Here is a 23,091-nt window from a genome sequence, read left to right on the forward strand (position 1 = left end):
GTCAGGCGGGCCGCTGCTGCGGGAGCCTGGCCAGCGCGTGCACCGCCGCCTCGGCGAGCGCGGGGTGCGCCAGCGCCTCGTTCAGCACCCGTCGGGCGCGGTCGTCGCCGAGCGCGCCCAGACCCTCGACACAGGCCAGGGCGACCTTGCGGTAGGGGTCGTGCGGACCGAGCCGCCGCTCCAGGGTGGTGATCAGCGCGGGCACGGATTCCGGGGCGCGCAGGGCGACCAGGAGCCGTACCGGGTGCAGGGCGTAGGCGACGCGCAGTTCGTTGGTGGCGAGGGCGGCGGCGGCCCGGGCGGTGCGCGGGTCACCGAGGCGGGCGAGGGCGTGCGCGGCGGAGGCGCAGCGTGGTGGGTCGCGGTGGTTCAGCAGCAGCACCAGCGCCTCGAAGGCGCGCCGGTCGCCCGCCCGGCCGAGGCGGAAGGCGGCCAGTTCCCTGGCCCACAGCGGCTGTCCCGGGGCGGTGAGCACCTCGGCGAGTTCGTCGTGGTCCTCGGTGGCGAGCAGCCGGTCGAAAGCGGCCGTGCCGCCCGACTCCTGCCGTAAGCGTTCCGTGAGCGAGCGCACCTCTTCGTCCACGAGGTCCAGCGTAGGCGGGTAGCGGCGGACGGGGGAGGTACCTCACACGGAAGGATTGCCTCGCGGGTCTGGCGCGCTCGTTACCCGCCGGTTAAGCTCAGACGAGCGAGTACCCCTCGCACTCCGCTGGCGACGGTCTGGTGACGCGGCCGTCGCGAGCGAGCTTTTCCGTCGGTTCGGTACGCCGTATGTACCGCGGTACGACCCGGCTCCGGGACAGGGCCGGTCGGATCCCCCGCCGTGCGCGGGCGTGGACGCGCCCGTGGCCCGGCGGCGCTCACCGGGCGTGTGCGCTCGCGGCCCGGAAACACCCGCATCCCTTGGGCACCGTGGTGCGCTCCGGCGCACCCGGCGCTCCCTTCCGCTCCGTGGTGCGCCCTTCGCCGGCGCGCCCGGCGCGCTCCTCGTCGTCACCCTCATTCCTGGAGTCCCGCGATGGCCGCTCCCCTGTCCGACACCCCTTCGTCCCCGTCGTCCCCGCTGAAGAAGGTCGCCGTCGTCGGCCTCGGCACCATGGGCACCGGCATCGCCGAGGTCCTGGCGAAGGCCGGCCGCGAGGTGATCGGCATCGATGTCGGCGAGGAGCAGGCGGCCCGGGCGCTCGCCGCCCTGGAGGCCGCCACCGCCCGCGCCGTGCGGCGCGGGCGGCTCACCGACGAGGAGCGCTCCGGGATGCTGGCCCGGGTGCGCACCGCCACCGACCTCACCGCGGCGGCCGACGCGGACCTGGTCATCGAGGTGGCCCCGGAGTCGTACGAGATCAAGCAGCAGATCCTGGGCGAGCTGGACGGCATCGTCCGCCCCGGCACGATCCTGGCGACCGGCACCAACGCGCTGTCCGTGACCCGGCTGGCGGCCGGCTCGGCGCGCCCCGAGCGCGTGCTCGGCCTGCACTTCTTCAACCCGGCGCCGGCCATGAAGCTGGTGGAGGTGGTCTCCTCGGTGCTCACCGCGCCGCAGGCCGTCGCCGCCGTCACCGCCCTGGCGGTCGAGCTGGGCAAGGAACCGGTCGCGGTCGGCGACCGCCCCGGCTTCGTCGCGGACGGCCTGCTGTTCGGCTACCTGAACCAGGCCGCGGCCATGTACGAGGCGAAGTACGCCTCCCGCGAGGACATCGACGCGGCCATGCGGCTCGGCTGCGGTCTGCCGATGGGCCCGCTCGCCCTGCTGGACCTGATCGGTGTCGACACCGCCCGGACGGTCCTGGAGGCCATGTACGCCGAGTCCCGGGACCGGCTGCACGCGCCCGCCCCCGTCCTGGGGCAGCTCAGCGAGGCGGGCCTGACCGGCCGCAAGGCCGGGCGCGGCTTCTACACCTACGCGGCGCCGGGCAGCGCGACGGTCGTCCCGGACGCGCTGACCCCGGCCGCCGGGGACACCCGGGCCGGCGGCCGTCCGGTGCGCTCCGTCGGCGTCGCCGGCTCGGGCACCATGGCGTCCGGCATCGCCGAGGTCTTCGCCAAGGCCGGCCACGACGTGGTCCTCGCCGCCCGCAGCGAGGAGAAGGCGCGGGCGGCCAAGGCGCGCGTCGGCAAGTCCCTGGCCCGCTCCGTCGACAAGGGCCGGCTGACCGCCGAGGCCGCCGCGCGGGCCCTGGAGCGGATCGTCCCGGCGGGCTCCTACGACGCCTTCGCCGAGGTGGACCTCGCGGTGGAGGCGGTCGCGGAGGACCTGGACGTCAAGCGGCAGCTGTTCGCGGCGCTGGACAAGGTGTGCAAGCCGGGCGCGGTCCTGGCCACCACCACCTCCTCGCTGCCCGTGATCGCCTGCGCCCGCGCCACCTCGCGCCCGCAGGACGTGATCGGGATGCACTTCTTCAACCCGGCCCCGGCCATGAAGCTGGTCGAGGTGGTCCGCACGGTGCTGACCGCCGACGACGTCCACGCGACCGCGCGGGTGGTCTGCGGCCGGATCGGGAAGCACGCGGTGGACTGCGGCGACCGGGCCGGGTTCATCGTCAACGCGCTGCTGTTCCCGTACCTCAACAACGCGGTCAAGATGGTGCAGGAGCACTACGCGTCCCTGGACGACATCGACGCGGCGATGAAGCTGGGCGGCGGCTACCCGATGGGCCCGTTCGAACTGCTGGACGTGGTCGGCCTGGACGTCTCGCTGGCCATCGAGAAGGTGCTGCACCGCGAGTTCCGCGAGCCCGGTCTCGCCCCGGCGCCGCTGCTGGAGCACCTGGTGGCCGCGGGCTGCCTCGGCCGCAAGACCGGCCGCGGCTTCCGCGAGTATGCCCGCCGCTGACGGCGCCGGCGACCGGTTCCGGACGGAGCCGGACTGGGGCGGGCTGCTCGGCCCGGCCGCCGCTCCCCCGCCCCCGGCGGGCGGGGAACGTCCCGGACCTGCGCATCGACGTGCGCGCATGCAGTACGTTCGGGTCATGTCCCAGCCCGCCAAGTCCTCACGTACACCAGCTACGCCCGACGCGCCGGAAAGTGCCGCAGGCAGTCGCGCCGCCGCCCAGCGGCTCAAAATGCGCCGAGAACTGGCGGCAGCAGCCATGGAGCTGTTCGCGACCAAGGGGTACGAGTCCACCACCGTCGACGAGATCGCCGCCGCAGCCGGGGTCGCCCGGCGCACCTTCTTCCGCCACTTCCGCTCCAAGGAAGAGGCCATCTTCCCGGACCACGACGACACGCTGGTGCGCGCCGAGGCGGTGCTCAACGCCGCCCCCGCGCACGAGCATCCGCTCGACACCGTGTGCCGTGGCATCAAAGAGGTCATGAGGATGTACGCCGCCGCGCCGGAGATCTCGGTGGCCCGCTACAAGCTCACGCGCGAGGTGCCCACCCTGCGTGAGGCCGAGATCGCCTCCGTGGCCCGCTACGAGCGCCTGTTCACCCGCTATCTGCTCGGCCACTTCGACGAGCACGCGCACGCCGACGACGCCAACGACGACCCGCTGCTGGCCGAGGTCGCCGCCTCGGCCGTGGTCACCGCCCACAACCACGTCCTCAGACGCTGGCTGCGGGCGGGCGGCCAGGGGGACGTGGAGGCCCAGCTCGACCACGCCTTCGCGATCGTCCGCAGGACCTTCGGCAACGGCATCGGGGCCGGCCGGGAGAGCACCCCGCGCACCCCAACCGCCGCCTCCGCCGCCCAGGGCGAGGTCCTGGTGACGGTGGCCCGCACCGACGCCCCGCTCGACGAGGTGATGCGCACCATCGAACAGGCGCTGAAGGAACGGTCGTAGCGGAGCGGCCGGAGGAGAACGGCCGTAACCGGCCGGACCGCGACAGACGGGCAGTGAGTGGCACTGAGTGCCGCTCACTGCCCGTTTCGTTTGCCGAGCGTTGATCGATCATCGCTCATCTGTTACGTAAAGATTTCATCTGAGAGCAATTTCTGGCACTCAGTGCCTTGTCACCTGTCACGCCGTGTCATAGGTTGGGGACGTCCGAGCGGTTCGGCGAGCGGACATCACCTGCTCGCCGGCTGTCCCCGAGGGCCCCCGGCCCGCGCGCCCGGACGCCTGCGTCACAGGCACCCTCCCGCGCCACAAAGCGCTGCCGGAGCACCACCGCGCCGAACCGACGGCACCCCCTCACCACCCTCAGCAGCACGCATCCCAGCACCGACGAACCCTCAGGCGCCCCTCCCTCAGGGCGCTCACCGCCGGAGGCAACACCGTGACCGTGAAGGACATCCTGGACGCGATCCAGTCGCAGGACGCCACGTCCGCCGACTTCGCCGCCCTGCCGCTCCCCGAGTCGTACCGCGCGATCACCGTCCACAAGGACGAGACGGAGATGTTCGCGGGCCTTCAGACCCGCGACAAGGACCCGCGCAAGTCGATCCACCTGGACGAGGTGCCGGTGCCCGAACTGGGCCCCGGTGAGGCCCTGGTGGCCGTCATGGCCTCCTCGGTCAACTACAACTCGGTGTGGACCTCGATCTTCGAGCCGGTGTCGACGTTCGCCTTCCTGGAGCGCTACGGCAGGCTGTCGCCGCTGACCAAGCGCCACGACCTGCCGTACCACATCATCGGCTCCGACCTCGCGGGCGTCGTGCTGCGCACCGGCCCGGGCGTCAACGCCTGGCGGCCCGGTGACGAGGTCGTCGCGCACTGCCTGAGCGTCGAGCTGGAGTCGCCCGACGGTCACGACGACACGATGCTCGACCCCGAGCAGCGCATCTGGGGCTTCGAGACCAACTTCGGCGGCCTCGCGGAGATCGCGCTGGTGAAGACGAACCAGCTGATGCCGAAGCCGAAGCACCTGACCTGGGAGGAGGCGGCGGCCCCGGGCCTGGTCAACTCCACCGCGTACCGGCAGCTGGTGTCCCGCAACGGCGCCGCCATGAAGCAGGGCGACAACGTCCTGATCTGGGGCGCGAGCGGCGGACTCGGCTCGTACGCGACCCAGTTCGCGCTGGCCGGCGGCGCCAACCCGATCTGTGTCGTCTCCTCACCCCAGAAGGCGGAGATCTGCCGCTCGATGGGCGCCGAGGCGATCATCGACCGCACCGCCGAGGGCTACAAGTTCTGGAAGGACGAGCACACCCAGGACCCCAAGGAGTGGAAGCGCTTCGGCAAGCGCATCCGCGAGCTCACCGGCGGCGAGGACATCGACATCGTCTTCGAGCACCCCGGCCGCGAGACCTTCGGCGCCTCCGTCTACGTCACCCGCAAGGGCGGCACCATCACCACCTGCGCCTCCACCTCGGGCTACATGCACGAGTACGACAACCGCTACCTGTGGATGTCCCTGAAGCGGATCATCGGCTCCCACTTCGCCAACTACCGCGAGGCGTACGAGGCCAACCGCCTCATCGCCAAGGGCAAGATCCACCCCACCCTGTCCAAGACGTACTCCCTGGAGGAGACCGGACAGGCCGCCTACGACGTCCACCGCAACCTGCACCAGGGCAAGGTCGGCGTGCTGTGCCTCGCGCCCGAGGAGGGCCTCGGCGTGCGCGACCACGAGAAGCGCGCGAAGCACATCGACGCCATCAACCGCTTCCGGAACGTCTGAGACACCCGAGGTCATAGATGACTGAGCGTCAGAAGGACCGGCCGTGGCTGATGCGCACGTACGCAGGCCACTCCACGGCACAGGCGTCCAACGAGCTGTACCGGCGCAATCTCGCCAAGGGCCAGACCGGTCTGTCGGTGGCGTTCGACCTGCCCACCCAGACCGGCTACGACCCCGACCACATCCTCGCCCGCGGCGAGGTCGGCCGGGTGGGAGTGCCCGTCGCGCACCTGGGCGACATGCGCCGGCTGTTCCAGGACATCCCGCTGGAGCAGATGAACACCTCGATGACGATCAACGCCACGGCCATGTGGCTGCTGGCGCTCTACCAGGTCGTCGCCGAGGAGCAGGGCGCGGACATCACCCGGCTCCAGGGCACGACCCAGAACGACATCGTCAAGGAGTACCTGTCCCGGGGCACCCATGTGTTCCCGCCGGGGCCCTCCCTCCGGCTGACGACGGACATGATCGCGTACACGGTCTCCCACATCCCGAAGTGGAACCCGATCAACATCTGCAGCTACCACCTCCAGGAGGCGGGAGCCACGCCGGTGCAGGAGATCGCGTACGCGATGTCCACCGCGATCGCCGTCCTGGACGCCGTGCGCGACTCCGGGCAGGTGCCGCCGGAGCGCATGGGCGACGTGGTCGCGCGGATCTCCTTCTTCGTGAACGCGGGCGTCCGCTTCATCGAGGAGATGTGCAAGATGCGGGCGTTCGGCCGCATCTGGGACAAGGTCACCCGCGAGCGGTACGGCATCGAGGACCCGAAACAGCGCCGCTTCCGCTACGGCGTCCAGGTCAACTCCCTCGGCCTGACCGAGGCGCAGCCGGAGAACAACGTCCAGCGGATCGTGCTGGAGATGCTGGCGGTGACCCTGTCGAAGGACGCCCGCGCGCGTGCCGTGCAGCTGCCCGCCTGGAACGAGGCCCTGGGCCTGCCCCGCCCCTGGGACCAGCAGTGGAGCCTGCGCATCCAGCAGGTGCTCGCCTACGAGAGCGACCTGCTGGAGTACGACGACATCTTCGAGGGCTCGAAGGTGATCGAGGCGAAGGTGGACCGGCTGGTCGCGGACGCCCTCGCCGAGATCGACCGTATCCAGGAGATGGGCGGCGCGATGGCCGCCGTGGAGTCCGGCTACCTGAAGTCGCAGCTGGTCGCCGCGCACGCCGAGCGCCGGGCCCGGATCGAGTCCGGGGAGGAGAAGATCGTCGGCGTCAACGTCTTCGAGGGCACCGAGCCGAACCCGCTCACGGCCGACCTGGACACCGCGATCCAGACGGTGGACCCGGCGGTCGAGGCCCGGGTCGTCGAGGCCCTGCGGAACTGGCGGGACACCCGCTACCAGCCGCCGTTCAACCACCCGCGCCCGTGCAAGGCACTGGAGCGGCTGAAGGAGGCCGCCAAGGGCACCGAGAACCTGATGGAGGCCACCCTGGAGTGCGCCCGCGCCGGGGTGACGACCGGCGAGTGGGCCGCCGCCCTGCGCGAGGTGTTCGGCGAGTACCGGGCGCCCACCGGGGTCTCCTCCGCACCGGTGGCCGTCCCCGCCGAGGCCGGTTCGGCGCTCGCCGACGTGCGCGCCCGGGTCGAGGCCACCGCCCGCGAGCTGGGCGTGGGCAAGCTGCGGTTCCTGGTCGGCAAGCCCGGCCTGGACGGGCACTCCAACGGCGCCGAGCAGATCGCCGTGCGCGCCCGGGACGCCGGCTTCGAGGTGGTCTACCAGGGGATCCGGCTCACCCCGGAACAGATCGTGGACGCGGCCCTCGCCGAGGACGTCCACGCGGTCGGCCTGTCGATCCTGTCCGGCTCGCACGCCCGGCTGGTCCCGGACGTGCTGGAGCGGCTGCGTGTGGCCGGTGCCACAGATATACCCGTGATCGCTGGTGGCATCATCCCCAGCGGTGACGCCGAACAGCTCAGGACCGCCGGAGTGGCCGCGGTGTTCACCCCGAAGGACTTCGACATCACCGGGATCATCGGCCGCATCGTGGACGAGATCCGGAAAGCGAACAAGCTCGACCCCCTGGAGGTCCCCGCATGACAACGGTCAACCGCCTTCGCCCCCGGCGCTCCTGCCTGGCCGTACCGGGCAGCAACCCGCGCTTCCTGGAGAAGGCGCAGGGCCTCCCCGCGGACCAGGTCTTCCTGGACCTGGAGGACGCGTGCGCGCCGCTCGCCAAGCCCGAGGCGCGGCACACCATCGTCAAGTTCCTCAACGAGGGCGACTGGACGGGCAAGACCCGGGTGGTCCGGGTCAACGACTGGACGACCGAGTGGACCTACCGGGACGTCGTCACGGTGGTCGAGGGCGCCGGCCCCAACCTCGACTGCATCATGCTGCCCAAGGTGCAGAACGCCCAGCAGGTGGTGGCGCTGGACCTGCTGCTGACCCAGATCGAGAAGACGATGGGCTTCGAGGTCGGCCGGATCGGCATCGAGGCGCAGATCGAGAACGCGGCCGGCCTGAACAACGTCAACGAGATCGCCGAGGCCAGTGACCGGCTGGAGACGATCATCTTCGGACCCGCCGACTTCATGGCGTCGATCAACATGAAGTCGCTGGTGGTGGGCGAGCAGCCGCCCGGCTACCCGGCGGACGCCTACCACTACATCCTGATGAAGATCCTGATGGCCGCCCGCGCCAACGACCTCCAGGCGATCGACGGCCCCTACCTCCAGATCCGCAACGTCGACGGCTTCCGTGAGGTGGCCGGCCGGGCCGCCGCGCTCGGCTTCGACGGCAAGTGGGTGCTGCACCCGGGCCAGGTCGACGCCGCCAACGAGGTCTTCTCGCCCTCCCAGGAGGACTACGACCACGCCGAGCTGATCCTGGACGCGTACGAGTACTACACCTCCGAGGCGGGCGGCAAGAAGGGCTCCGCGATGCTCGGGGACGAGATGATCGACGAGGCCAGCCGCAAGATGGCCCTGGTCATCGCGGGCAAGGGACGCGCGGCGGGGATGCGGCGCACCAGCACGTTCGAGATCCCGGAGGCGTGAGCGCGATGCGGTTCGGACGCACCTACGAGGAGTTCGAGGTCGGCGCGGTGTACAAGCACTGGCCGGGCAAGACCGTCACGGAGTACGACGACCACCTGTTCTGTCTGCTCACCATGAACCACCACCCGCTCCACATGGACGCCAACTACGCCGAGAAGACGACCGACTTCGGCAGGAACGTGGTGGTCGGGAACTACGTGTACTCCCTGCTGCTCGGCATGTCCGTCCCGGACGTCTCCGGCAAGGCCATCGCCAACCTGGAGATCGAGTCGCTCCGGCACGTGGCGCCGACCTTCCACGGCGACACGATCTACGGCGAGACGACCGTGCTGGACAAGTGGCCCTCGAAGTCGAAGGACGACCGCGGGATCGTGCACGTCGAGACCAAGGGCTACAAGCAGGACGGCACCCTGGTGTGCGTCTTCCGCCGCAAGGTGATGGTGCCCACCGAGACGTACGTCAAGGAGCGCGGCGGCGAGCAGCCGGGCCGCCCCGAGCCGAGGGAACAGGGGAAGTAAGCGATGGCCCGTCTCGCCCAGACCGCCGGTCTGACCGACGTCCAGCAGGAGATCCTCTCCACCGTCCGGGACTTTGTCGACAAGGAGATCATTCCGGTCGCGACCGAGCTGGAGCACCGCGACGAGTATCCGCAGGCGATCGTGGACGGCCTGAGGGAACTCGGCCTGTTCGGCCTGATGATCCCGGAGGAGTACGGAGGCCTGGGCGAGTCGCTGCTCACCTACGCGCTGTGCGTGGAGGAGATCGCCCGCGGCTGGATGTCGGTGTCCGGCATCATCAACACCCACTTCATCGTCGCGTACATGCTCAAGCAGCACGGGACGCGGGAGCAGAAGGAGCACTTCCTGCCGAGGATGGCGGCCGGCGAGATCCGGGGCGCCTTCTCGATGTCGGAGCCGGGCCTCGGCTCGGATGTGTCGGCGATCACGTCCAAGGCGGTCCGGGACGGCGACGAGTACGTCCTGAACGGCCAGAAGATGTGGCTGACGAACGGCGGCACCTCCTCGCTCGTGGCCGTGCTGGTCCGCAGTGACGAAGGACACCCCGAGGGCACCGCCCCGCACAAGTCGATGACCACCTTCCTGGTCGAGAAGGAGCCGGGCTTCGGCGAGGTCCGCCCGGGCCTGACCATCCCCGGCAAGATCGAGAAGATGGGCTACAAGGGTGTCGACACCACCGAGCTGATCATGGACGGCCTGCGCGTTCCGGCCGACCGGGTGCTCGGCGGGGTCACCGGCCGGGGTTTTTACCAAATGATGGACGGCGTGGAGGTCGGCCGGGTCAACGTGGCGGCGCGCGGCTGCGGCGTCGCCCAGCGCGCCTTCGAACTGGGCGTCCGGTACGCCCAGCAGCGTCACACTTTCGGCAAGCCGATCGCCCGGCACCAGGCCATCCAGTTCAAGCTGGCGGAGATGGCCACCAAGGTCGAGGCGGCGCATGCGATGATGGTCAACGCGGCCCGCAAAAAGGACTCCGGGGAGCGAAACGACCTGGAGGCCGGCATGGCGAAGTACCTGGCCTCCGAGTACTGCAAGGAGGTCGTGGAGGACGCCTTCCGGATCCACGGCGGCTACGGCTTCTCCAAGGAGTACGAGATCGAGCGCCTGTACCGGGAGGCCCCGATGCTGCTCATCGGTGAAGGTACCGCCGAGATCCAGAAAATGATCATCGGCCGCAGACTGCTCGAAGAGTATCGGTTCCAGGGCTGATTGTCCGGTTACGGGGTGTTTTCTTCGAGAAGAAGATCACACCCCGTAGACGTTCTTCGGCCGCCGACTCGGCTTCCTGGCTTGCCCAGTTGTGGGCCGCGCCCGGTACGATCCCGGGAAAGCCGCCGTCCCCCGTCAGAGCGCGGCATCATCCGCTACGAAGGTCATCCATGCCCCACTCCTCTGCACACCGCGACAGCCTGGTAGGCGCACGCCTCGCGCGCGGAGCATCGCCGTGGCTCCTCCCGACCGTCGCCACCGCAGCCGTCAGCCTGGTCCGGGCCCGCCGTTCCGGCGCGGCCAGGGCCGTCGCCGTGCCCGCCACCGCGCTCGCGGCGGGCATGCTGTGGTTCTTCCGCGACCCCGAGCGCGAGATCGCCGAGGGCCGGGTGATCTCGCCCGCCGACGGCGTGGTGCAGAGCATCATGCCGTGGAAGGACGGCCGGACCCGCGTCGCGATCTTCATGAGCCCGCTCAACGTCCACGTCAACCGCGCGCCCCTCGCGGGCACGGTGACGTCCGTCGAGCACATCCCCGGCGGCTTTGTTCCTGCTTTCAACAAGGAGAGCGAGAACAACGAGCGCGTAGTCTGGCATTTCGACACCGAACTCGGCGACATCGAGATGATCCAGATCGCCGGCGCGGTGGCCCGTCGCATCGTGCCCTACGTCCCCGAGGGCACGAAGGTCGAGCAGGGCGACCGTATCGGTCTGATCCGCTTCGGCTCGCGTGTCGACCTCTACCTGCCCGAGGGCGTGGAGGTCGCGGTCGAGGTCGGACAGAAGACCGTGGCTGGGGTGACTCGCATTGACCGTGATTGATCCGGAGACCCAGGCGGGCTGGGTGCCCGAGGCCGACGAGGTGGACGAAGAGGAGGAGATGCCCCTCTCTCTGCGGCTGTCGATAGCGGACACGCTCACGCTGGGCAACGCCACGTGCGGCTTCATGGCGGTGTACTTCACCACCACCGGCATCCTGATCCCGCACCTCACCGGCAGCCAGGAGTCCGGCATGGCCCGCCACAGCGCGGCCACGGCGGTCATCCTGATGCTCTGCGCGGCGGTCTTCGACCTGTTCGACGGCCTCGTGGCGCGCAAGCTGCGCTCGTCGCCGATGGGCGCGGAGCTGGACAACCTGTCGGACCTGATCAGCTTCGGCCTCGCGCCCGCGTACTTCGTGCTCGTCTACGGCATGGTCGCCGACGACGCGCACCAGCGGGTGGCGGCGGTGGGCGCGATCGTGGTGCTGCTGGCCGTGGTGCTCAGACTGGCCCGGTTCAGCTGCGTGACGCTGAAGGACGGCATGTTCCAGGGCATGCCGTCGCCGTTCGGCGCGCTGACCGTCGTGTCGATCGTGCTGCTGGAGCTGCCGTTCGTGGCCACGCTGCTGGCGATCCTGGGGACGGCGTGGCTGATGGTGAGCCGGGTGGAGTACCCGAAGCCGCGGGGCCGGCTGGCCGGGGCGATGCTCAGCTGGATCGTGCTGTCGATGGGGCTGCTGGCCGCGTGGGCCTTCGACGCGCCGAGCGGTCAGCTGCTGCTGCAGACGGGCTGCGCGCTGCAGCTGGTGATGGGCGCGGTGATTCCGCTGTTCGCCACGGCGCGGCGGGTGAACAACTTCCGCGACAACCGTCGTGAGGCGCGGGCAGCGCAGTTGCCGTAGCGGCGCTTTGGCGAGGGGCCCCTTACCCAGCTCGGGTAGGGGGCCCCTCGCTCGTACCCGGCCCCCGGGGGCTCCGCCCCCGGACCCCCTCTTTTGCCCACCCGCCCACCCGTCTCGGTAAGTCGAGACGCGGCCACACGGCCACCCCCGGTCGCCGACTCCCGCCGTGGCGGGGCGAGGGCTCGGGGTGGTGGCGGGGCCAGAGGGTCAGATCGTGGCCGGGGCGAGGGCTTCCGCCTCGGCGGGGCAAGGGCTCGGGTCGTGGCCCGGCCGGTCGCCTCTCGGCCTGCCGAGACGGGTGGTGGGTGGGCCGAGGCCGGGGGTCTGGCGGGCGGAGCCCCCAGGAGGTCAGCCCAGATGGGCCTCAGCCAGGCGGACGGCGAGCCGCTCCAGGATCGGTCCGGCGTCCGCGATGCACTTGGCGACGTCCGGCTCGACCGATGTGAGGGGGTACGCCTCCGAGATGCCGGCCCGCCGCAGTGCCTCCTCCGGCAGGGCGAGCCGTCCGCAGACGGCCACCACCGGCTTGCCCGCGGCCCGCGCCGCCGCGGCCACCCCGGCCGGCGCCTTCCCGTGCAGCGTCTGCTCGTCCAGCGAACCCTCGCCGGTGATCACCAGGGAGGCCCGTTCCAGGGCGGGCGCGAAGCCCAGCACGTCCAGCATGACGTCGATGCCGGCGCGGAACCGGGCGCCCAGGAGCAGCGCGCCGTAGCCGATGCCGCCCGCCGCGCCCGCGCCCGGGGACGCCGCGTACTCGGCGGCCCGCGGGCCCACCTCGGCCTCCAGCACCTTCGCGAAGTGGGCCAGCGCCGCGTCCAGCGTCCGCACGTCGTCCGGCGAGGCGCCCTTCTGCGGGCCGTAGACGGCGGGCGCGCCCTTCGGCCCGGTCAGCGGGTTGTCGACGTCGCTGGCCAGCACCAGCTCGATGGAGGACAGCCGCGGGTCCAGCCCGGAGAGGTCGGCGCGGGCCAGGCCGGCCAGTCCGCCGCCGCCCGGGGACACCGGCTCGCCCTCCTCGGTGAGGAACCGCGCGCCCAGCGCGGACAGCATGCCCGCGCCGCCGTCCGTCGTGGCGCTGCCGCCGACGCCGAACACGATGGTCCGCGCGCCCGCGTCCAGCGCGGCCCGCAGCAGCTGCCCGGAGCCGTACGTGGAGGCCGTCAGGGGCGCGAAGACCCCGGCCGGCAGCCGCTGCAGACCGCTCGCCTCGGCCATCTCCACGACCGCGGTGCCGTCGCGCAGCGCGAACGCGGCCGTCACCTCCTCGCCGAGCGGCCCGGCCACCCGGACCTCGCGCCGCTCGAAGCCGGCCGCGACCGCCGCGTCCACGGTCCCGTCGCCGCCGTCGGCCACGGGCAGCGCCTCGACCGCCAGGTCCGGCACGACCCGGCGCAGCCCGGCCGTCACCCGCTCGGCGACCTGCACGGCCGTCAGCGAGCCCTTGAACTTGTCCGCGGCGATGAGCACCCGACGGGTCTCGTTCACTGCAGCGTCCGCCACCTTGTCTTCCCCTTGCTCTCCGGGCCCCGCGCACGGCGGGGCCAGTCGCGCCGCTGTGACGATAACCGCAGGACACCCCCGCCGTCATGCCCCGCCCGAACCCTGGAAGGCCGCGCGGAGCGACGGGAAGTGGGTACCCCGCTGCCATGAGCACCCAGCGCACCGCACCGGACCTCGCCGACCGGCTGCTCGGCGGCTGGCTCGGCCGGATCGCGGGCAACATGCTCGGCAAGCCGGTCGAGCAGGGCGAGGTGTGGACCCGCGACCGGATCGACCGCTATCTGCGCCGGGCCGCCGCCCTGCCGCTGACCGACTACCTGCCCGAGCCGGCCGACCCGGCGGAGACCGCCGCGCTGCGCCCGGAGTGGCGGTGCTGCGTGCGCGGCCGGATCGACGGCAGCTGCCGGGACGACGACGTGGACTACGCGATCCTCGGCCTGCACCTGCTGGAGACCCACGGGTTCGGTTTCAGCACCGAGCAGGTCGGCGACCTGTGGCTGCTCAGGCTGCCGTACCTGCAGACGTTCACGGCGGAGCGGGCCGCGTACCGGAACCTGGCGAACGGGCTGAGGCCACCGCTGACGGCGACGTACGACAACCCGTACCAGGAGTGGATCGGCGCGCTGATCCGCGCCGACGTCTTCGGCTGGACCTGCCCCGGCGACCCCGTCCGGGCCGCACAGCTCGCCCGCCGGGACGCGGTGCTCTCGCACACCGGCAACGGCGTCTACGGCGCCATGTGGGCCGCCGCGCTGATCGCGGCCTCCTTCACCGCCCCGACCGTCCGCGACGCCCTGGACACCGCCCTGGCGGTGGTACCGGCGGGCAGCCGCCTGGCCCGGACGGTACGGCGGGTCGCGAGCCTGCACGAGACCCGGCTGCCCTGGGAGCAGACCCTGGCCACGGTGGCCGAGGAGACCGCCGGGCTCGGCTGGATCCACACCGTCCCCAACGCCGCGGTCCTCACCGCCGGGCTGCTGTACGGCGAGGGCGACTTCACCCGGACCCTCGCGCTGACCGTGCGCGGCGGCCTGGACACCGACTCCAACGGGGCCACGGCCGGCTCGGTGGCCGGGGTACGCACCGGGGCACGGGCGATCCCGGCCCAGTGGCGGGAGCCGCTGCGGGACACGGTGCGCAGCGCGGTGTTCGGCTTCGACGGCGTACGGATCAGTGCGCTGGCCGAACGCACCCTGCGCCTGGCGACGACGGGTTCGTAGGGCGGGCCTGCTGGTTACCCTGTCCCGATGACCACCACTGCTGACTTCGCCGCGTACATCGCGGGTCTGCCCCGGGTCCTCGCCGGGGCCGCCGCGCTCTTCCGGGACGCCGAGGGCCGGGTGCTGCTCGTGGAGCCCAACTACCGGGAGGGCTGGGCGCTGCCGGGCGGGACGATCGAGTCGGACACCGGGGAGACGCCGCGCCAGGGCGCCCGCCGGGAGACGCTGGAGGAGATCGGGCTGGACCGCCCGCTGGGCCGGCTGCTCGCGGTGGACTGGGCGCACGGCGTGGGCCGGCCGCCGCTGGTGGCGTACCTGTACGACGGCGGTGTGCTCACCGAGGCCGAGCTGGCGTCCATCCGGCTCCAGGAGGAGGAACTGCTGTCGTGGCGCCTGGTGGCCCGCGAGGAGCTGACGGCGTATCTGCCCGAGGTGCTGGGCCGCCGGGTGCTGGCCGCCCTGGACGTGCTGGCGGAGGGCGGCGGCACGGCGGAGCTGGAGAACGGCCGGCGGGTGGCCTGACGGCGCTCAGCCCTCCTGGTCGCGGGGGCGCGCGGCCACCTCGCGCAGCGCCTCGTCCCGGGCGGCGGCCCGGGCCTCGGTGCGGTGCCCGCGCTCGATGTAGTCCCGGACCACCAGTTCGACGGCGTCCTGTGGACTGCCCACCCCGGAGAGCACCATGACCTCCACGACGAGTTGGGCGTCGAGCGAGACGGTCACCTTGGCCATGCGGGGACGCTAGCACCGGAGGTCTGCGTTCCGGGAGCCTTCCGCCGTGCCCTTCCCGGCTTATCCGTTCGCGGCGGCCCGCGGGCGCGCCCTACCCTCGGGGGCATGGCCAAGCCCCTCGTCGCCCTGCTGAGCGGGGCCGGTATCTCCACCGACTCCGGAATCCCCGACTACCGCGGGCCGAACGGGCTGTGGCGGCGCGATCCGGAGGCCGAGAAGCTGGTCACGTACGAGTACTACATGGCGGACCCGGAGATCCGGCGCCGGTCCTGGCTGATGCGGCGCGACAGCGGCGCGCTCGGGGCCCGGCCGAACGCGGCGCACCGGGCCGTCGCCGAACTGGAGCGGTCCGGGGTCCCGGTCCGGGTCCTCACCCAGAACGTGGACGGGCTGCACCAGCTCGCCGGCCTGCCCGCCCGCAAGGTCCTCGAACTGCACGGCAGCGCCCGCGGTGTGGTCTGCACCCGGTGCCACGCCCGGGGGCCGATGGAGGACGCGCTGGCCCGGGTGGCGGCGGGCGAGCCGGACCCGCCCTGCCTGGAGTGCGGCGGCATCCTGAAGCCGGCGACGGTGATGTTCGGCGAGCGGCTGGATCCCGTGGTCCTCGGCGAGGCCGCGGCCATCGCCAAGGCCTGCCAGGTGTTCATCGCCGTCGGCAGCAGCCTCCAGGTGCAGCCCGCCGCCGGGCTGGCCGGGGTCGCCGCCGACCACGGCGCCCGGCTCGTCGTCGTCAACGCCGAGCCGACGCCGTACGACGACCGGGCCGACGAGGTGATCCGCGAACCGATCGGCACCGCGCTGCCCGCCCTGCTGGCCCGGCTGGCCGCGGAGGGCGACGCGTAGGCCCGGACCGGGCGGGTGCGGCGGTCAGAACAGGGCCGCTCCGCGCTCGAAGTCCAGCAGGCGGCGCTTGCGGTCCAGGCCGCCGCCGTAGCCGGTGAGGTCGCCGCCCGCGCCGATCACCCGGTGGCAGGGCACGATGATGCCCACCGGGTTCCTGCCGTTGGCGAGGCCGACCGCGCGGGACGCCTTCGGATTGCCGAGGGCGTCGGCGAGCCTGCCGTAGGAGCGGGTCTCGCCGTACGGGATGCGGGTCAGCTCCTCCCAGACCCGGCGCTGGAACGGGGTGCCGTGCAGCCGGAGTTCCACGGTGAACTCCCTCAGCTCGCCCGCGAAGTAGGCCGCGAGCTGTTCCACCGCCTCGGCGAACGGGGTGTCGTCGGGGGTGCCGAAGGTCTCCTCGGGCGGGCGGTGGCGCTGGCCGGCCATGTACAGGCCGCACAGCACGCCGTCGTCGGCGACGAGGGTGAGCGGGCCGTAGGGGCTGTCGATGACGGTGTGCTGCTTCATGGCTGGTCCTCGTGCGGAGTGCGCGGGCGGAGTGCGCGGGCGCGGTGCCCGGGGGTCGGGTCCTGGTCTCGGGGTGGCCTCTCGTGCCTCACGCGGGCAGGAAGTTGATCGGATGGCTGTCGGTCGCCCACAGGTACTGCACCGCGTACGCCCGCCAGGGCCGCCAGCCCTCCGCGCGGGCGGTGAGCGCGGCCGGGGTGGACGGCAGGCCCAGTGCCCCGGCGGCGCGCCGGATGCCGAGGTCGGTGGGGAGGAACGCGTCGGGGTCGCCGAGGGCACGCATGGCGATGACGTCCGCCGTCCACGGCCCGAAGCCGGGCAGCGCGAGCAGCCGGGCGCGGGCCTCGGCCCAGTCGGTGTCCACGCCCAGGCGCAGCCCGCCGTCGGCGAGCAGCCGGACCAGGGTGGTGAGGGTGGTGCGCCGGGTGCGGGGCATGGCCAGGGACTCGGGGTCCACGGCGGCCAGCGCCTCGGCCGAGGGGAAGAGGTGGGTGAGGCCGCCCCCGGGGTCGTCCAGGGGTTTGCCGTGCGCGGTGACCAGGCGGGCCGCGTGGGTGCGGGCGGCGGCCGTGGACACCTGCTGGCCGAGCACGGCGCGGACGGCGAACTCGGCCTCGTCCACCGTGCGCGGCACCCGGCGGCCCGGGCCCCGCTCGACCAGCGGGGCGAGCAGCGGGTCGGCGCGCAGCCGCTCGTCTACGGCGACCGGGTCGGCGTCCAGGTCGAGCAGGCGGCGGCAGCGGCTGATGGCCACGGTCAGGTCGCGCAGGTCGCTCAGGGTGAGCCGGCAGGCGATGTGGCCGGGGCGGGGGGCGAGGGCGGCGATGCCGTGGCCGTAGGGCAGCCGCAGCGTGCGGCGGTAGGCGCCGTCCCGCCACTCCTCCACGCCGGGTACGGCGGTGGCGGCGAGGTGGCCGAACAGGTTGGACGGGTTGAGCGGGGCGCGGAACGGCAGCCGCAGGGTGAGCACGCCGGGGGTGCCGACGCCGCTCGCGGGCACCCGGGCGCGCAGTTCGCTCGGGGACAGGGCGAAGACCTCGCGGACGGTGTCGTTGAAGGAACGTACGGAGGAGAAACCGGCCGCGAAGGCGATCTCCGACATGGGCAGCGCGGTGGTCTCGATGAGCAGCCGGGCGGTCTGGGCGCGCTGGGCGCGGGCGAGCGCGAGGGGGCCGGCGCCCAGTTCGGCGAGCAGGTGCCGCTCCACCTGGCGGGTGCTGTAGCCGAGCCGGGCGGCGAGGCCGGGCACGCCCTCGCGGTCCACGACGCCGTCGGCGATCAGCCGCATGGCGCGGGCGACCAGGTCGGCGCGCCGGTCCCACTCCGGGGAGCCGGGGCTGGTGTCGGGGCGGCAGCGTTTGCAGGCCCGGAACCCGGCCTGCTGGCAGGCGGCGGCGCTCGGGTAGAACGTCATGTTCTCCGGCTTGGGCGGCACGACCGGGCAGCTCGGGCGGCAGTAGATCCGGGTGGTCAGGACGGCCGTGAAGAACCATCCGTCGAACCGCGCGTCCTTGGAGCGCACCGCGCGCACGCAGTGGTCCCGGTCGAGGTGAGTGCCTGTCCGCATGCCTCCAGCATCGGCCACGGCCCGCCCCGTCCGCTGGCGGAAATCCGACGTCGACATGGGCCGGCCGGTGTCTTCACCGATTCGTCGGCGCGGGGGCGGGGGCGTGCCGCCGCCCGAAGCCGTCGATCCATTCGGCGGTGGCGCGCAGTCCGCCGAAGGTGTAGAAGTGCACCTTCACCACGCCGTGCCGGCCGGGGTCGTAGCGGTCGGCCAGGGCATGCAGGAAGCGGTCCGGGCCGGTGGTGCCCATGAGGTTGGTCAGCGAGAACCCGTACTTGCGGGCGACGGAGGCGCTGGTGCCGACGCCGAACCGGGTGGCGTAGCCCAGCAGCCGGCGCACCCCGGCCGGTCCGGGGACGCCGACCCGGACGGGCAGCCGCACGCCCCGGGCGCGCAGGGCCTCGATCCAGGCGAGGACCGGGTCCGCGTCGAAGCCGAACTGGGTGATGACGTCGCCGGCGAAGCGGTCCGCGTCGATGGCCGCCGCCTTGTCCGTGAGCGCCGACCACAGGGCCCGGTCGGTGATGCCGGGGTGGCCTTCCGGATAGCCGGCGACGCCGACGTGCCGGACGCCGTGGCGGCGCAGCAGTCCGGTGCGCAGGACGGCGAGGGCGTCCTCGTAGGGGCCCTCGGGCCGGGCGGGGTCGCCGCCGACGACGAACACGTTCTCGGCGGTGCCGTCGGCCGCCAGCCCGGCGAGGAACTCCTCCAGCGCGGGTCGGGAGGGCAGGCGGCGGGCGGAGATGTGCGGTACGGGGACGAAGCCGAGCCGCTTGACCGCGCGGGCCGCCGCCAGCCGGGTCGCGCTGTCCTCGCCGGCCAGGAAGGTGATGTTGATCCGGGTGCCGGGCGGGATGCCGTCGCGCGCCTCTTCCAGCCGGGGCACGTCCTTGCCGGTCATCTCCAGGGAGAAGTCGTCCAGCAGAGCGGGGTTCATCGCGGGTCTCGTGCTCCTTGTACGACGTACGGCCGGCGCCCGCGGCCCACGGGACCGTGGCGCGGGTCCCGCCGATGATGTCACGCGCTCCGCCGGGGCCCGCGGGCAGGGCGCGGGCACAGCCGGCGGCCGGGGCCGCGCGGCACCGTCGTACGAGCCGGAGTGCCCGATGCCCTGCCGCATGGCCGAGGACTCGTACTCGGCGCGCAGCGGAAGGGCGTTGAGGGCGCTGTCGGTGGTGCCGAGCATCCGTACCGCCTGGAGCCGGGGCAGTCGGCGGGAGGCCGCGAACCGGGGCAGGGCGGGCAGGTCGCCCTGATCGCACAGCCGATGGCAGACGTGTGCCGGCGCGGTGATGCCAGGGCAGTTCTCCCCGTCTCTCCCCGTCGCGCTCGGGCCACACCACGCCGCGCCGGCCGGACGAGGAGCCGCCGTCGGCGGCACGGGCCGGCCGCCGCCCCGGGCGCGCGGCCCCGGCCCGCCTACCGTCCGCCCAGGTGCTGGGCGAACACCTCGTACGCGTAGGTGTCGAAGAGGACGAACCGCACCTCTTCCACGGCGGTCGGGGTGGCGCGTACCGCCTCCGCCGCGATGCGGGCCGCGTCCCGCATCGGCCAGCGGTAGACGCCGGTGGAGATGGCGGGGAACGCGACCGTGCGGGCGCCGAGTTCGGCGGCGACGCGCAGGGACTCGCGGTAGCAGGAGGCCAGGAGGTCCGAGCGGTCCTCCGCCTGTGACCAGACGGGGCCCACCGTGTGGATCACCCAGCGGGCGTCCAGGTCGCCCGCCGTGGTGGCGACCGCCTGGCCGGTGGGCAGGCCCTTGCCGTACCGGGAGGCGCGCAGCGCGCGGCACTCCGCCAGGATGGCGGGGCCGCCGCGGCGGTGGATCGCGCCGTCCACTCCCCCGCCGCCCAGGAGCGAGGAGTTGGCCGCGTTGACGAGGGCGTCGGCGTGCTGCCGGGTGATGTCCCCCTGGACGAGGGTGATGCTGGTCATGTCGGTCGCACCTTTCCGGACAACTCCGGCTCGGCTCGCGTCGGTTCAGCCCTGTCTCAGTCTCCGCCAGACCGCCTTGGCCGCGTTGTGGCCCGACATGCCGTGCACCCCGGGACCCGGCGGTGTGGCCGATGAGCAGAGGAAGACGGCCGGGTGCGGGGTGTGGTACGGGAACAGGGACAGCTTGGGGCGCAGCAGCAGCTGGAGTCCGGAGGCCGCGCCGCAGGCGATGTCCCCGCCGACGTAGTTGGCGTTGTGGGCGGCCATCTCGGCGGGCCCGGCCGTCGCGCGGGCGAGCACCCGGTCGCGGAAGCCGGGGGCGAAGCGCTCCAGCTGGCGTTCCATGGCCTCGGTGAGGTCCCCGGACCAGCCGTTGGGCACATGGCCGTACGCCCAGAAGACGTGCTTGCCCTCGGGGGCCCGGGTGGGGTCGGCCACGCTCGGCTGCACGGTGATCATGAACGGCCGCTCGGGCGCGTGTCCCTCGCGGGAGGCGGCGCGCAGGGCGGTGCCGATCTCGGCGAGGTTCGCGCCGATCTGAACGGTGCCGGCGGTGCGGGCCTCGGGCGCGGTCCACGGCACCGGGCCGTCCAGCGCGTAGTCGATCTTGAACACGCTGGGGCCGTAGCGGTAGTTCGCGTAGTAGTCGCCGAGGCCGGCGATGCGGGCGAGCGCGGCGGGCGAGGTGTCGAAGACGTACGCGCGCGCGGGCGGCAGGTCGTCCAGGCGCTTGACCTCGAAGTCGGTGTGCACCGCACCGCCGAGGTCCCTCAGGTACGCGGCCAGGGCGTCGGAGACGGCCTGGGAGCCGCCGCGGGCCACCGGCCAGCCGCGGGCGTGCGCGGACAGGGCGAAGACCAGCCCGATGGCGCTGGTGGCGAGGCCGCCCAGCGGTGCCATCACATGGGCGACGAGGCCGGCGAAGAGGGTCTTGAACCGCTCGTCCTGGAAGCGGCGCATCAGCCAGGTGGACGGCGGCAGGCCGGCCAGGCCGAAGCGGGCGAGGGTGACCGGGTCGCGGGGCAGCGCGGTCAGCGGCAGGGACATGAAGTCCTGGACGAGGGTGTCCCAGCGGGCGAGCAGCGGCTCGACCAGTCTGCGGTACGGGCCCGCGTCGCGCGGTCCGAAGGAGGCGGCGGTCTCGGCCACCGAGCGGGACAGCACGGCCGCGGTGCCGTCCGGGAACGGGTGGGCCATGGGCAGCGGGGCGTGCAGCCACTCCAGGCCGTACCGGTCGAGCGGGAGGGCGCGGAACGCCGGGGAGTTGACGCCGAGGGGGTGGGCGGCCGAGCACGGGTCGTGCCGGAAGCCGGGCAGCGTCAGCTCCTCCGTGCGGGCGCCGCCGCCCACCGTGGGCTTCGCCTCGAACAGGGCCACGGAGAAACCGCGGCGGGCCAGTTCCACCGCGGCGGTCAGTCCGTTCGGCCCCGCACCCACCACGACCGCATCGAGCATCGACGGCACCTTCGGACCCCTTCGTCAGCCGACGGCCATTCGGGATCAGGATATGCCGGGGCACCGACACCGCCCCGGCCCGGGTGGCCCGGCCGGTCAGGCGGCGGTGCGCAGCACACCGGCCACCCGGCGGGCGGTGGCGGCGTCCCGCGCGGCGGTGAACGGCAGGGCGTTGCCGCCGGTGACGCGGAACGGCTCGCCGGTCAGGGTGAGGTGCGTGCCGCCGGCCTCCTCGACCAGGAGCAGTCCGGCCGCGTGGTCCCAGGCGGCCTCCCAGGAGAACGCGACGGCGTCCAGCTCGCCCCGGGCGATCGCGAGGTACTCCAGGCCCGCGGAGCCGCACGCGCGCGGGGCGAGGCCGTCGGTCCACAGGGCGCGCAGCGCGCGCTTCTGCTCGTCGGTGGTGTAGTCCGGGTGGGAGGTGGCGACGACGAGGTCCCGGCCGGGCTCGGGCGGGCCGGCGAACAGCCGCTCGCCGTCGAGGAAGGCGCCCTGGCCGCGGACGGCGGTGGCGAACCGGCCGCGCGCGGCGGCGTACGTCCAGGAGGCGATCACGGTGCCGTGGTGGGCGAGGGCCACCAGGGTGCAGAAGCCGTCGTCGCCGTGGACGAACTGGCGGGTGCCGTCGACCGGGTCGACGATCCAGACCGGGGTGTCGCCCCGGAGCGCCTCGTACACCGCCGGGTTGGCGTGTACGGCCTCCTCGCCGACCACCACGGAGCCGGGCAGCAGCGCGCGGAGGTCCTCGGTGAGCCGCAGCTCGGCGAGCCGGTCGGCGTCCGTGACCAGGTCGTGCGGGCCGCTCTTCTGGTCCACCTCGTGCGCGGCGAGGCGGCGGAAGCGGGGCAGGATCTCGGCCTCGGCGGCCTCGCGGACCGCCTCCTCCACGTCGGCCGAGTGGCGGGCGAGAAACTCCTCGATGGTTTCCGTCTCTTCGATCATGCCCCCATCAGACCACGTCCCACTGACAGCCCCGGGCCCGCGGGTGCCCACGGGGTGGGATCGGGGTGAACAGCGGGGGCCCGCGGAGGGGCCTCGGTACGGTGCGGGGCGCTGGGTCCAGGGCTGGGCGGACGGGTACGGGCTGGGCGGACGGGTACGGGTTGGGCGGTCGGTACGGCGCCGGGTGGGGGGCCGGCCGGGGCCGTCGGCGCGGCGGGGCCCGCGGGAGGTGCCGGTGCGGGCACCGCGCACGTCGGCACGGGGCCGTCGAGCATCGTCGGCGCGGGCCTTGCGGGAGCCGTCCGCCCGGGGGCCGTCCGCCCGGGGGCCGTACGGTCCCCCGGGCCCCGGTCCCCCGGACGCCGGTCCCGCGCACGTCGTCCGTGGGCCGCGCACGTCGTCCGCGGCCCGGAGGACCGTCGGCGCGGGCCCTGAGGG

Annotated in this window: 21 protein-coding genes; 12 read left to right on the forward strand and 9 right to left on the reverse strand. The window is 73.1% G+C overall.

The genetic code is table 11. The features are described from left to right. Position 1: 1 nt before the first annotated feature. Positions 2 to 583 carry an adenylosuccinate lyase gene (locus Srubr_RS20060; protein ID WP_189990629.1) on the reverse strand — a complete coding sequence of 194 codons (582 nt, stop codon included), beginning with the start codon at positions 581 to 583 and terminating at the stop codon, positions 2 to 4. Between the two features lie 435 nt (positions 584 to 1,018). Here Srubr_RS20060 and Srubr_RS20065 point away from each other — a divergent pair, with 435 nt between their 5' ends. The 9 genes from Srubr_RS20065 to pssA all read left to right on the forward strand — a co-directional run bounded on the left by Srubr_RS20065 (position 1,019) and on the right by pssA (position 11,955). Further along, positions 1,019 to 2,833: a 3-hydroxyacyl-CoA dehydrogenase family protein gene (locus Srubr_RS20065; protein WP_189990627.1), complete on the forward strand. Its 1,815-nt coding sequence runs from the start codon at positions 1,019 to 1,021 to the stop codon at positions 2,831 to 2,833. Between the two features lie 118 nt (positions 2,834 to 2,951). Further along, positions 2,952 to 3,782: a TetR family transcriptional regulator gene (locus tag Srubr_RS20070; protein ID WP_189990625.1), complete on the forward strand. Its 831-nt coding sequence runs from the start codon at positions 2,952 to 2,954 to the stop codon at positions 3,780 to 3,782. 442 nt (positions 3,783 to 4,224) lie between these two features. Next, positions 4,225 to 5,562 carry a crotonyl-CoA carboxylase/reductase gene (gene ccrA / locus Srubr_RS20075; RefSeq protein ID WP_189990909.1) on the forward strand — a complete coding sequence of 446 codons (1,338 nt, stop codon included), beginning with the start codon at positions 4,225 to 4,227 and terminating at the stop codon, positions 5,560 to 5,562. 17 nt (positions 5,563 to 5,579) lie between these two features. Next, complete coding sequence (locus tag Srubr_RS20080) at positions 5,580 to 7,607, forward strand: protein meaA (protein WP_189990624.1); 2,028 nt, start codon at positions 5,580 to 5,582, stop codon at positions 7,605 to 7,607. Next, positions 7,604 to 8,566: an HpcH/HpaI aldolase/citrate lyase family protein gene (locus tag Srubr_RS20085; RefSeq protein ID WP_189990622.1), complete on the forward strand. Its 963-nt coding sequence runs from the start codon at positions 7,604 to 7,606 to the stop codon at positions 8,564 to 8,566. Before Srubr_RS20080 ends, Srubr_RS20085 begins: the two co-directional genes overlap by 4 nt. 5 nt (positions 8,567 to 8,571) lie before the next feature. Then, positions 8,572 to 9,084 (forward strand): MaoC family dehydratase, encoded by a 513-nt coding sequence (locus Srubr_RS20090; RefSeq protein WP_189990620.1) that lies wholly within the window; start codon positions 8,572 to 8,574, stop codon positions 9,082 to 9,084. A gap of 3 nt (positions 9,085 to 9,087) precedes the next feature. Further along, positions 9,088 to 10,293 carry an acyl-CoA dehydrogenase family protein gene (locus Srubr_RS20095; RefSeq protein WP_189990619.1) on the forward strand — a complete coding sequence of 402 codons (1,206 nt, stop codon included), beginning with the start codon at positions 9,088 to 9,090 and terminating at the stop codon, positions 10,291 to 10,293. Positions 10,294 to 10,463: 170 nt separating this feature from the next. Beyond that, positions 10,464 to 11,114, forward strand: a complete 651-nt coding sequence (locus Srubr_RS20100; protein WP_189753550.1) for a phosphatidylserine decarboxylase — start codon at positions 10,464 to 10,466, stop codon at positions 11,112 to 11,114. Between the two features lie 22 nt (positions 11,115 to 11,136). After that, positions 11,137 to 11,955: a CDP-diacylglycerol--serine O-phosphatidyltransferase gene (gene pssA, locus Srubr_RS20105; RefSeq protein WP_189990907.1), complete on the forward strand. Its 819-nt coding sequence runs from the start codon at positions 11,137 to 11,139 to the stop codon at positions 11,953 to 11,955. Between the two features lie 348 nt (positions 11,956 to 12,303). Here the strand turns inward: pssA and Srubr_RS20110 are convergent, their stop codons facing one another. Next, a complete protein-coding gene (locus tag Srubr_RS20110) occupies positions 12,304 to 13,440 on the reverse strand; it encodes a glycerate kinase (protein WP_229926469.1) in 1,137 nt (378 codons plus the stop codon). Between the two features lie 161 nt (positions 13,441 to 13,601). On the opposite strand from Srubr_RS20110, the gene Srubr_RS20115 reads away from it, so the two are divergent. Continuing rightward, the gene (locus tag Srubr_RS20115) at positions 13,602 to 14,675 is read left to right on the forward strand and encodes an ADP-ribosylglycohydrolase family protein (RefSeq protein ID WP_189990615.1); all 1,074 of its coding nucleotides are present in this window, start codon (positions 13,602 to 13,604) and stop codon (positions 14,673 to 14,675) included. 27 nt (positions 14,676 to 14,702) lie between these two features. Beyond that, a complete protein-coding gene (locus Srubr_RS20120; protein ID WP_189990613.1) occupies positions 14,703 to 15,197 on the forward strand; it encodes an NUDIX domain-containing protein in 495 nt (164 codons plus the stop codon). A gap of 6 nt (positions 15,198 to 15,203) precedes the next feature. Here the strand turns inward: Srubr_RS20120 and Srubr_RS20125 are convergent, their stop codons facing one another. Then, entirely contained in the window at positions 15,204 to 15,404 is a 201-nt protein-coding gene (locus tag Srubr_RS20125) for a type II toxin-antitoxin system VapB family antitoxin (protein WP_189990612.1), read from the reverse strand. 105 nt (positions 15,405 to 15,509) lie between these two features. Here Srubr_RS20125 and Srubr_RS20130 point away from each other — a divergent pair, with 105 nt between their 5' ends. Then, positions 15,510 to 16,247: an SIR2 family NAD-dependent protein deacylase gene (locus Srubr_RS20130; protein WP_189990611.1), complete on the forward strand. Its 738-nt coding sequence runs from the start codon at positions 15,510 to 15,512 to the stop codon at positions 16,245 to 16,247. A 24-nt stretch (positions 16,248 to 16,271) separates the two neighbouring features. On the opposite strand, the gene Srubr_RS20135 is transcribed toward Srubr_RS20130, so the two are convergent. The 6 genes from Srubr_RS20135 to Srubr_RS20160 all read right to left on the reverse strand — a co-directional run bounded on the left by Srubr_RS20135 (position 16,272) and on the right by Srubr_RS20160 (position 22,653). Continuing rightward, positions 16,272 to 16,754: a methylated-DNA--[protein]-cysteine S-methyltransferase gene (locus tag Srubr_RS20135; protein ID WP_189990610.1), complete on the reverse strand. Its 483-nt coding sequence runs from the start codon at positions 16,752 to 16,754 to the stop codon at positions 16,272 to 16,274. Between the two features lie 88 nt (positions 16,755 to 16,842). Continuing rightward, the gene (locus Srubr_RS20140; protein ID WP_189990609.1) at positions 16,843 to 18,321 is read right to left on the reverse strand and encodes an AlkA N-terminal domain-containing protein; all 1,479 of its coding nucleotides are present in this window, start codon (positions 18,319 to 18,321) and stop codon (positions 16,843 to 16,845) included. Positions 18,322 to 18,394: 73 nt separating this feature from the next. Further along, positions 18,395 to 19,258, reverse strand: a complete 864-nt coding sequence (locus Srubr_RS20145; protein WP_189990608.1) for a methylenetetrahydrofolate reductase — start codon at positions 19,256 to 19,258, stop codon at positions 18,395 to 18,397. A 482-nt stretch (positions 19,259 to 19,740) separates the two neighbouring features. Further along, entirely contained in the window at positions 19,741 to 20,256 is a 516-nt protein-coding gene (locus Srubr_RS20150; protein WP_189990607.1) for an O-acetyl-ADP-ribose deacetylase, read from the reverse strand. Positions 20,257 to 20,301: 45 nt separating this feature from the next. Further along, positions 20,302 to 21,720, reverse strand: coding sequence for a phytoene desaturase family protein (locus Srubr_RS20155; RefSeq protein ID WP_189990606.1), 1,419 nt, complete (start codon positions 21,718 to 21,720; stop codon positions 20,302 to 20,304). Between the two features lie 87 nt (positions 21,721 to 21,807). Continuing rightward, complete coding sequence (locus Srubr_RS20160; protein ID WP_189990605.1) at positions 21,808 to 22,653, reverse strand: inositol monophosphatase family protein; 846 nt, start codon at positions 22,651 to 22,653, stop codon at positions 21,808 to 21,810. Positions 22,654 to 23,091 lie beyond the last annotated feature (438 nt).

The sequence above is a fragment of the Streptomyces rubradiris genome (assembly GCF_016860525.1).
Classification (GTDB): Bacteria; Actinomycetota; Actinomycetes; order Streptomycetales; family Streptomycetaceae; genus Streptomyces; species Streptomyces rubradiris.

What these genes read in the sequence shown, in the direction of transcription:
- Srubr_RS20135 (WP_189990610.1), bottom strand. Translation starts at nt 16,754, where the DNA reads ATGAAGCAGCACACCGTCATCGACAGCCCCTACGGCCCGCTCACCCTC.
- Srubr_RS20130 (WP_189990611.1), top strand. Translation starts at nt 15,510, where the DNA reads ATGGCCAAGCCCCTCGTCGCCCTGCTGAGCGGGGCCGGTATCTCCACC.
- Srubr_RS20140 (WP_189990609.1), bottom strand. Translation starts at nt 18,321, where the DNA reads ATGCGGACAGGCACTCACCTCGACCGGGACCACTGCGTGCGCGCGGTG.
- Srubr_RS20145 (WP_189990608.1), bottom strand. Translation starts at nt 19,258, where the DNA reads ATGAACCCCGCTCTGCTGGACGACTTCTCCCTGGAGATGACCGGCAAG.
- Srubr_RS20120 (WP_189990613.1), top strand. Translation starts at nt 14,703, where the DNA reads ATGACCACCACTGCTGACTTCGCCGCGTACATCGCGGGTCTGCCCCGG.
- Srubr_RS20070 (WP_189990625.1), top strand. Translation starts at nt 2,952, where the DNA reads ATGCAGTACGTTCGGGTCATGTCCCAGCCCGCCAAGTCCTCACGTACA.
- Srubr_RS20125 (WP_189990612.1), bottom strand. Translation starts at nt 15,404, where the DNA reads ATGGCCAAGGTGACCGTCTCGCTCGACGCCCAACTCGTCGTGGAGGTC.
- Srubr_RS20065 (WP_189990627.1), top strand. Translation starts at nt 1,019, where the DNA reads ATGGCCGCTCCCCTGTCCGACACCCCTTCGTCCCCGTCGTCCCCGCTG.
- Srubr_RS20115 (WP_189990615.1), top strand. Translation starts at nt 13,602, where the DNA reads ATGAGCACCCAGCGCACCGCACCGGACCTCGCCGACCGGCTGCTCGGC.
- Srubr_RS20100 (WP_189753550.1), top strand. Translation starts at nt 10,464, where the DNA reads ATGCCCCACTCCTCTGCACACCGCGACAGCCTGGTAGGCGCACGCCTC.
- Srubr_RS20160 (WP_189990605.1), bottom strand. Translation starts at nt 22,653, where the DNA reads ATGATCGAAGAGACGGAAACCATCGAGGAGTTTCTCGCCCGCCACTCG.
- Srubr_RS20085 (WP_189990622.1), top strand. Translation starts at nt 7,604, where the DNA reads ATGACAACGGTCAACCGCCTTCGCCCCCGGCGCTCCTGCCTGGCCGTA.
- Srubr_RS20150 (WP_189990607.1), bottom strand. Translation starts at nt 20,256, where the DNA reads ATGACCAGCATCACCCTCGTCCAGGGGGACATCACCCGGCAGCACGCC.
- Srubr_RS20095 (WP_189990619.1), top strand. Translation starts at nt 9,088, where the DNA reads ATGGCCCGTCTCGCCCAGACCGCCGGTCTGACCGACGTCCAGCAGGAG.
- Srubr_RS20090 (WP_189990620.1), top strand. Translation starts at nt 8,572, where the DNA reads ATGCGGTTCGGACGCACCTACGAGGAGTTCGAGGTCGGCGCGGTGTAC.
- Srubr_RS20080 (WP_189990624.1), top strand. Translation starts at nt 5,580, where the DNA reads ATGACTGAGCGTCAGAAGGACCGGCCGTGGCTGATGCGCACGTACGCA.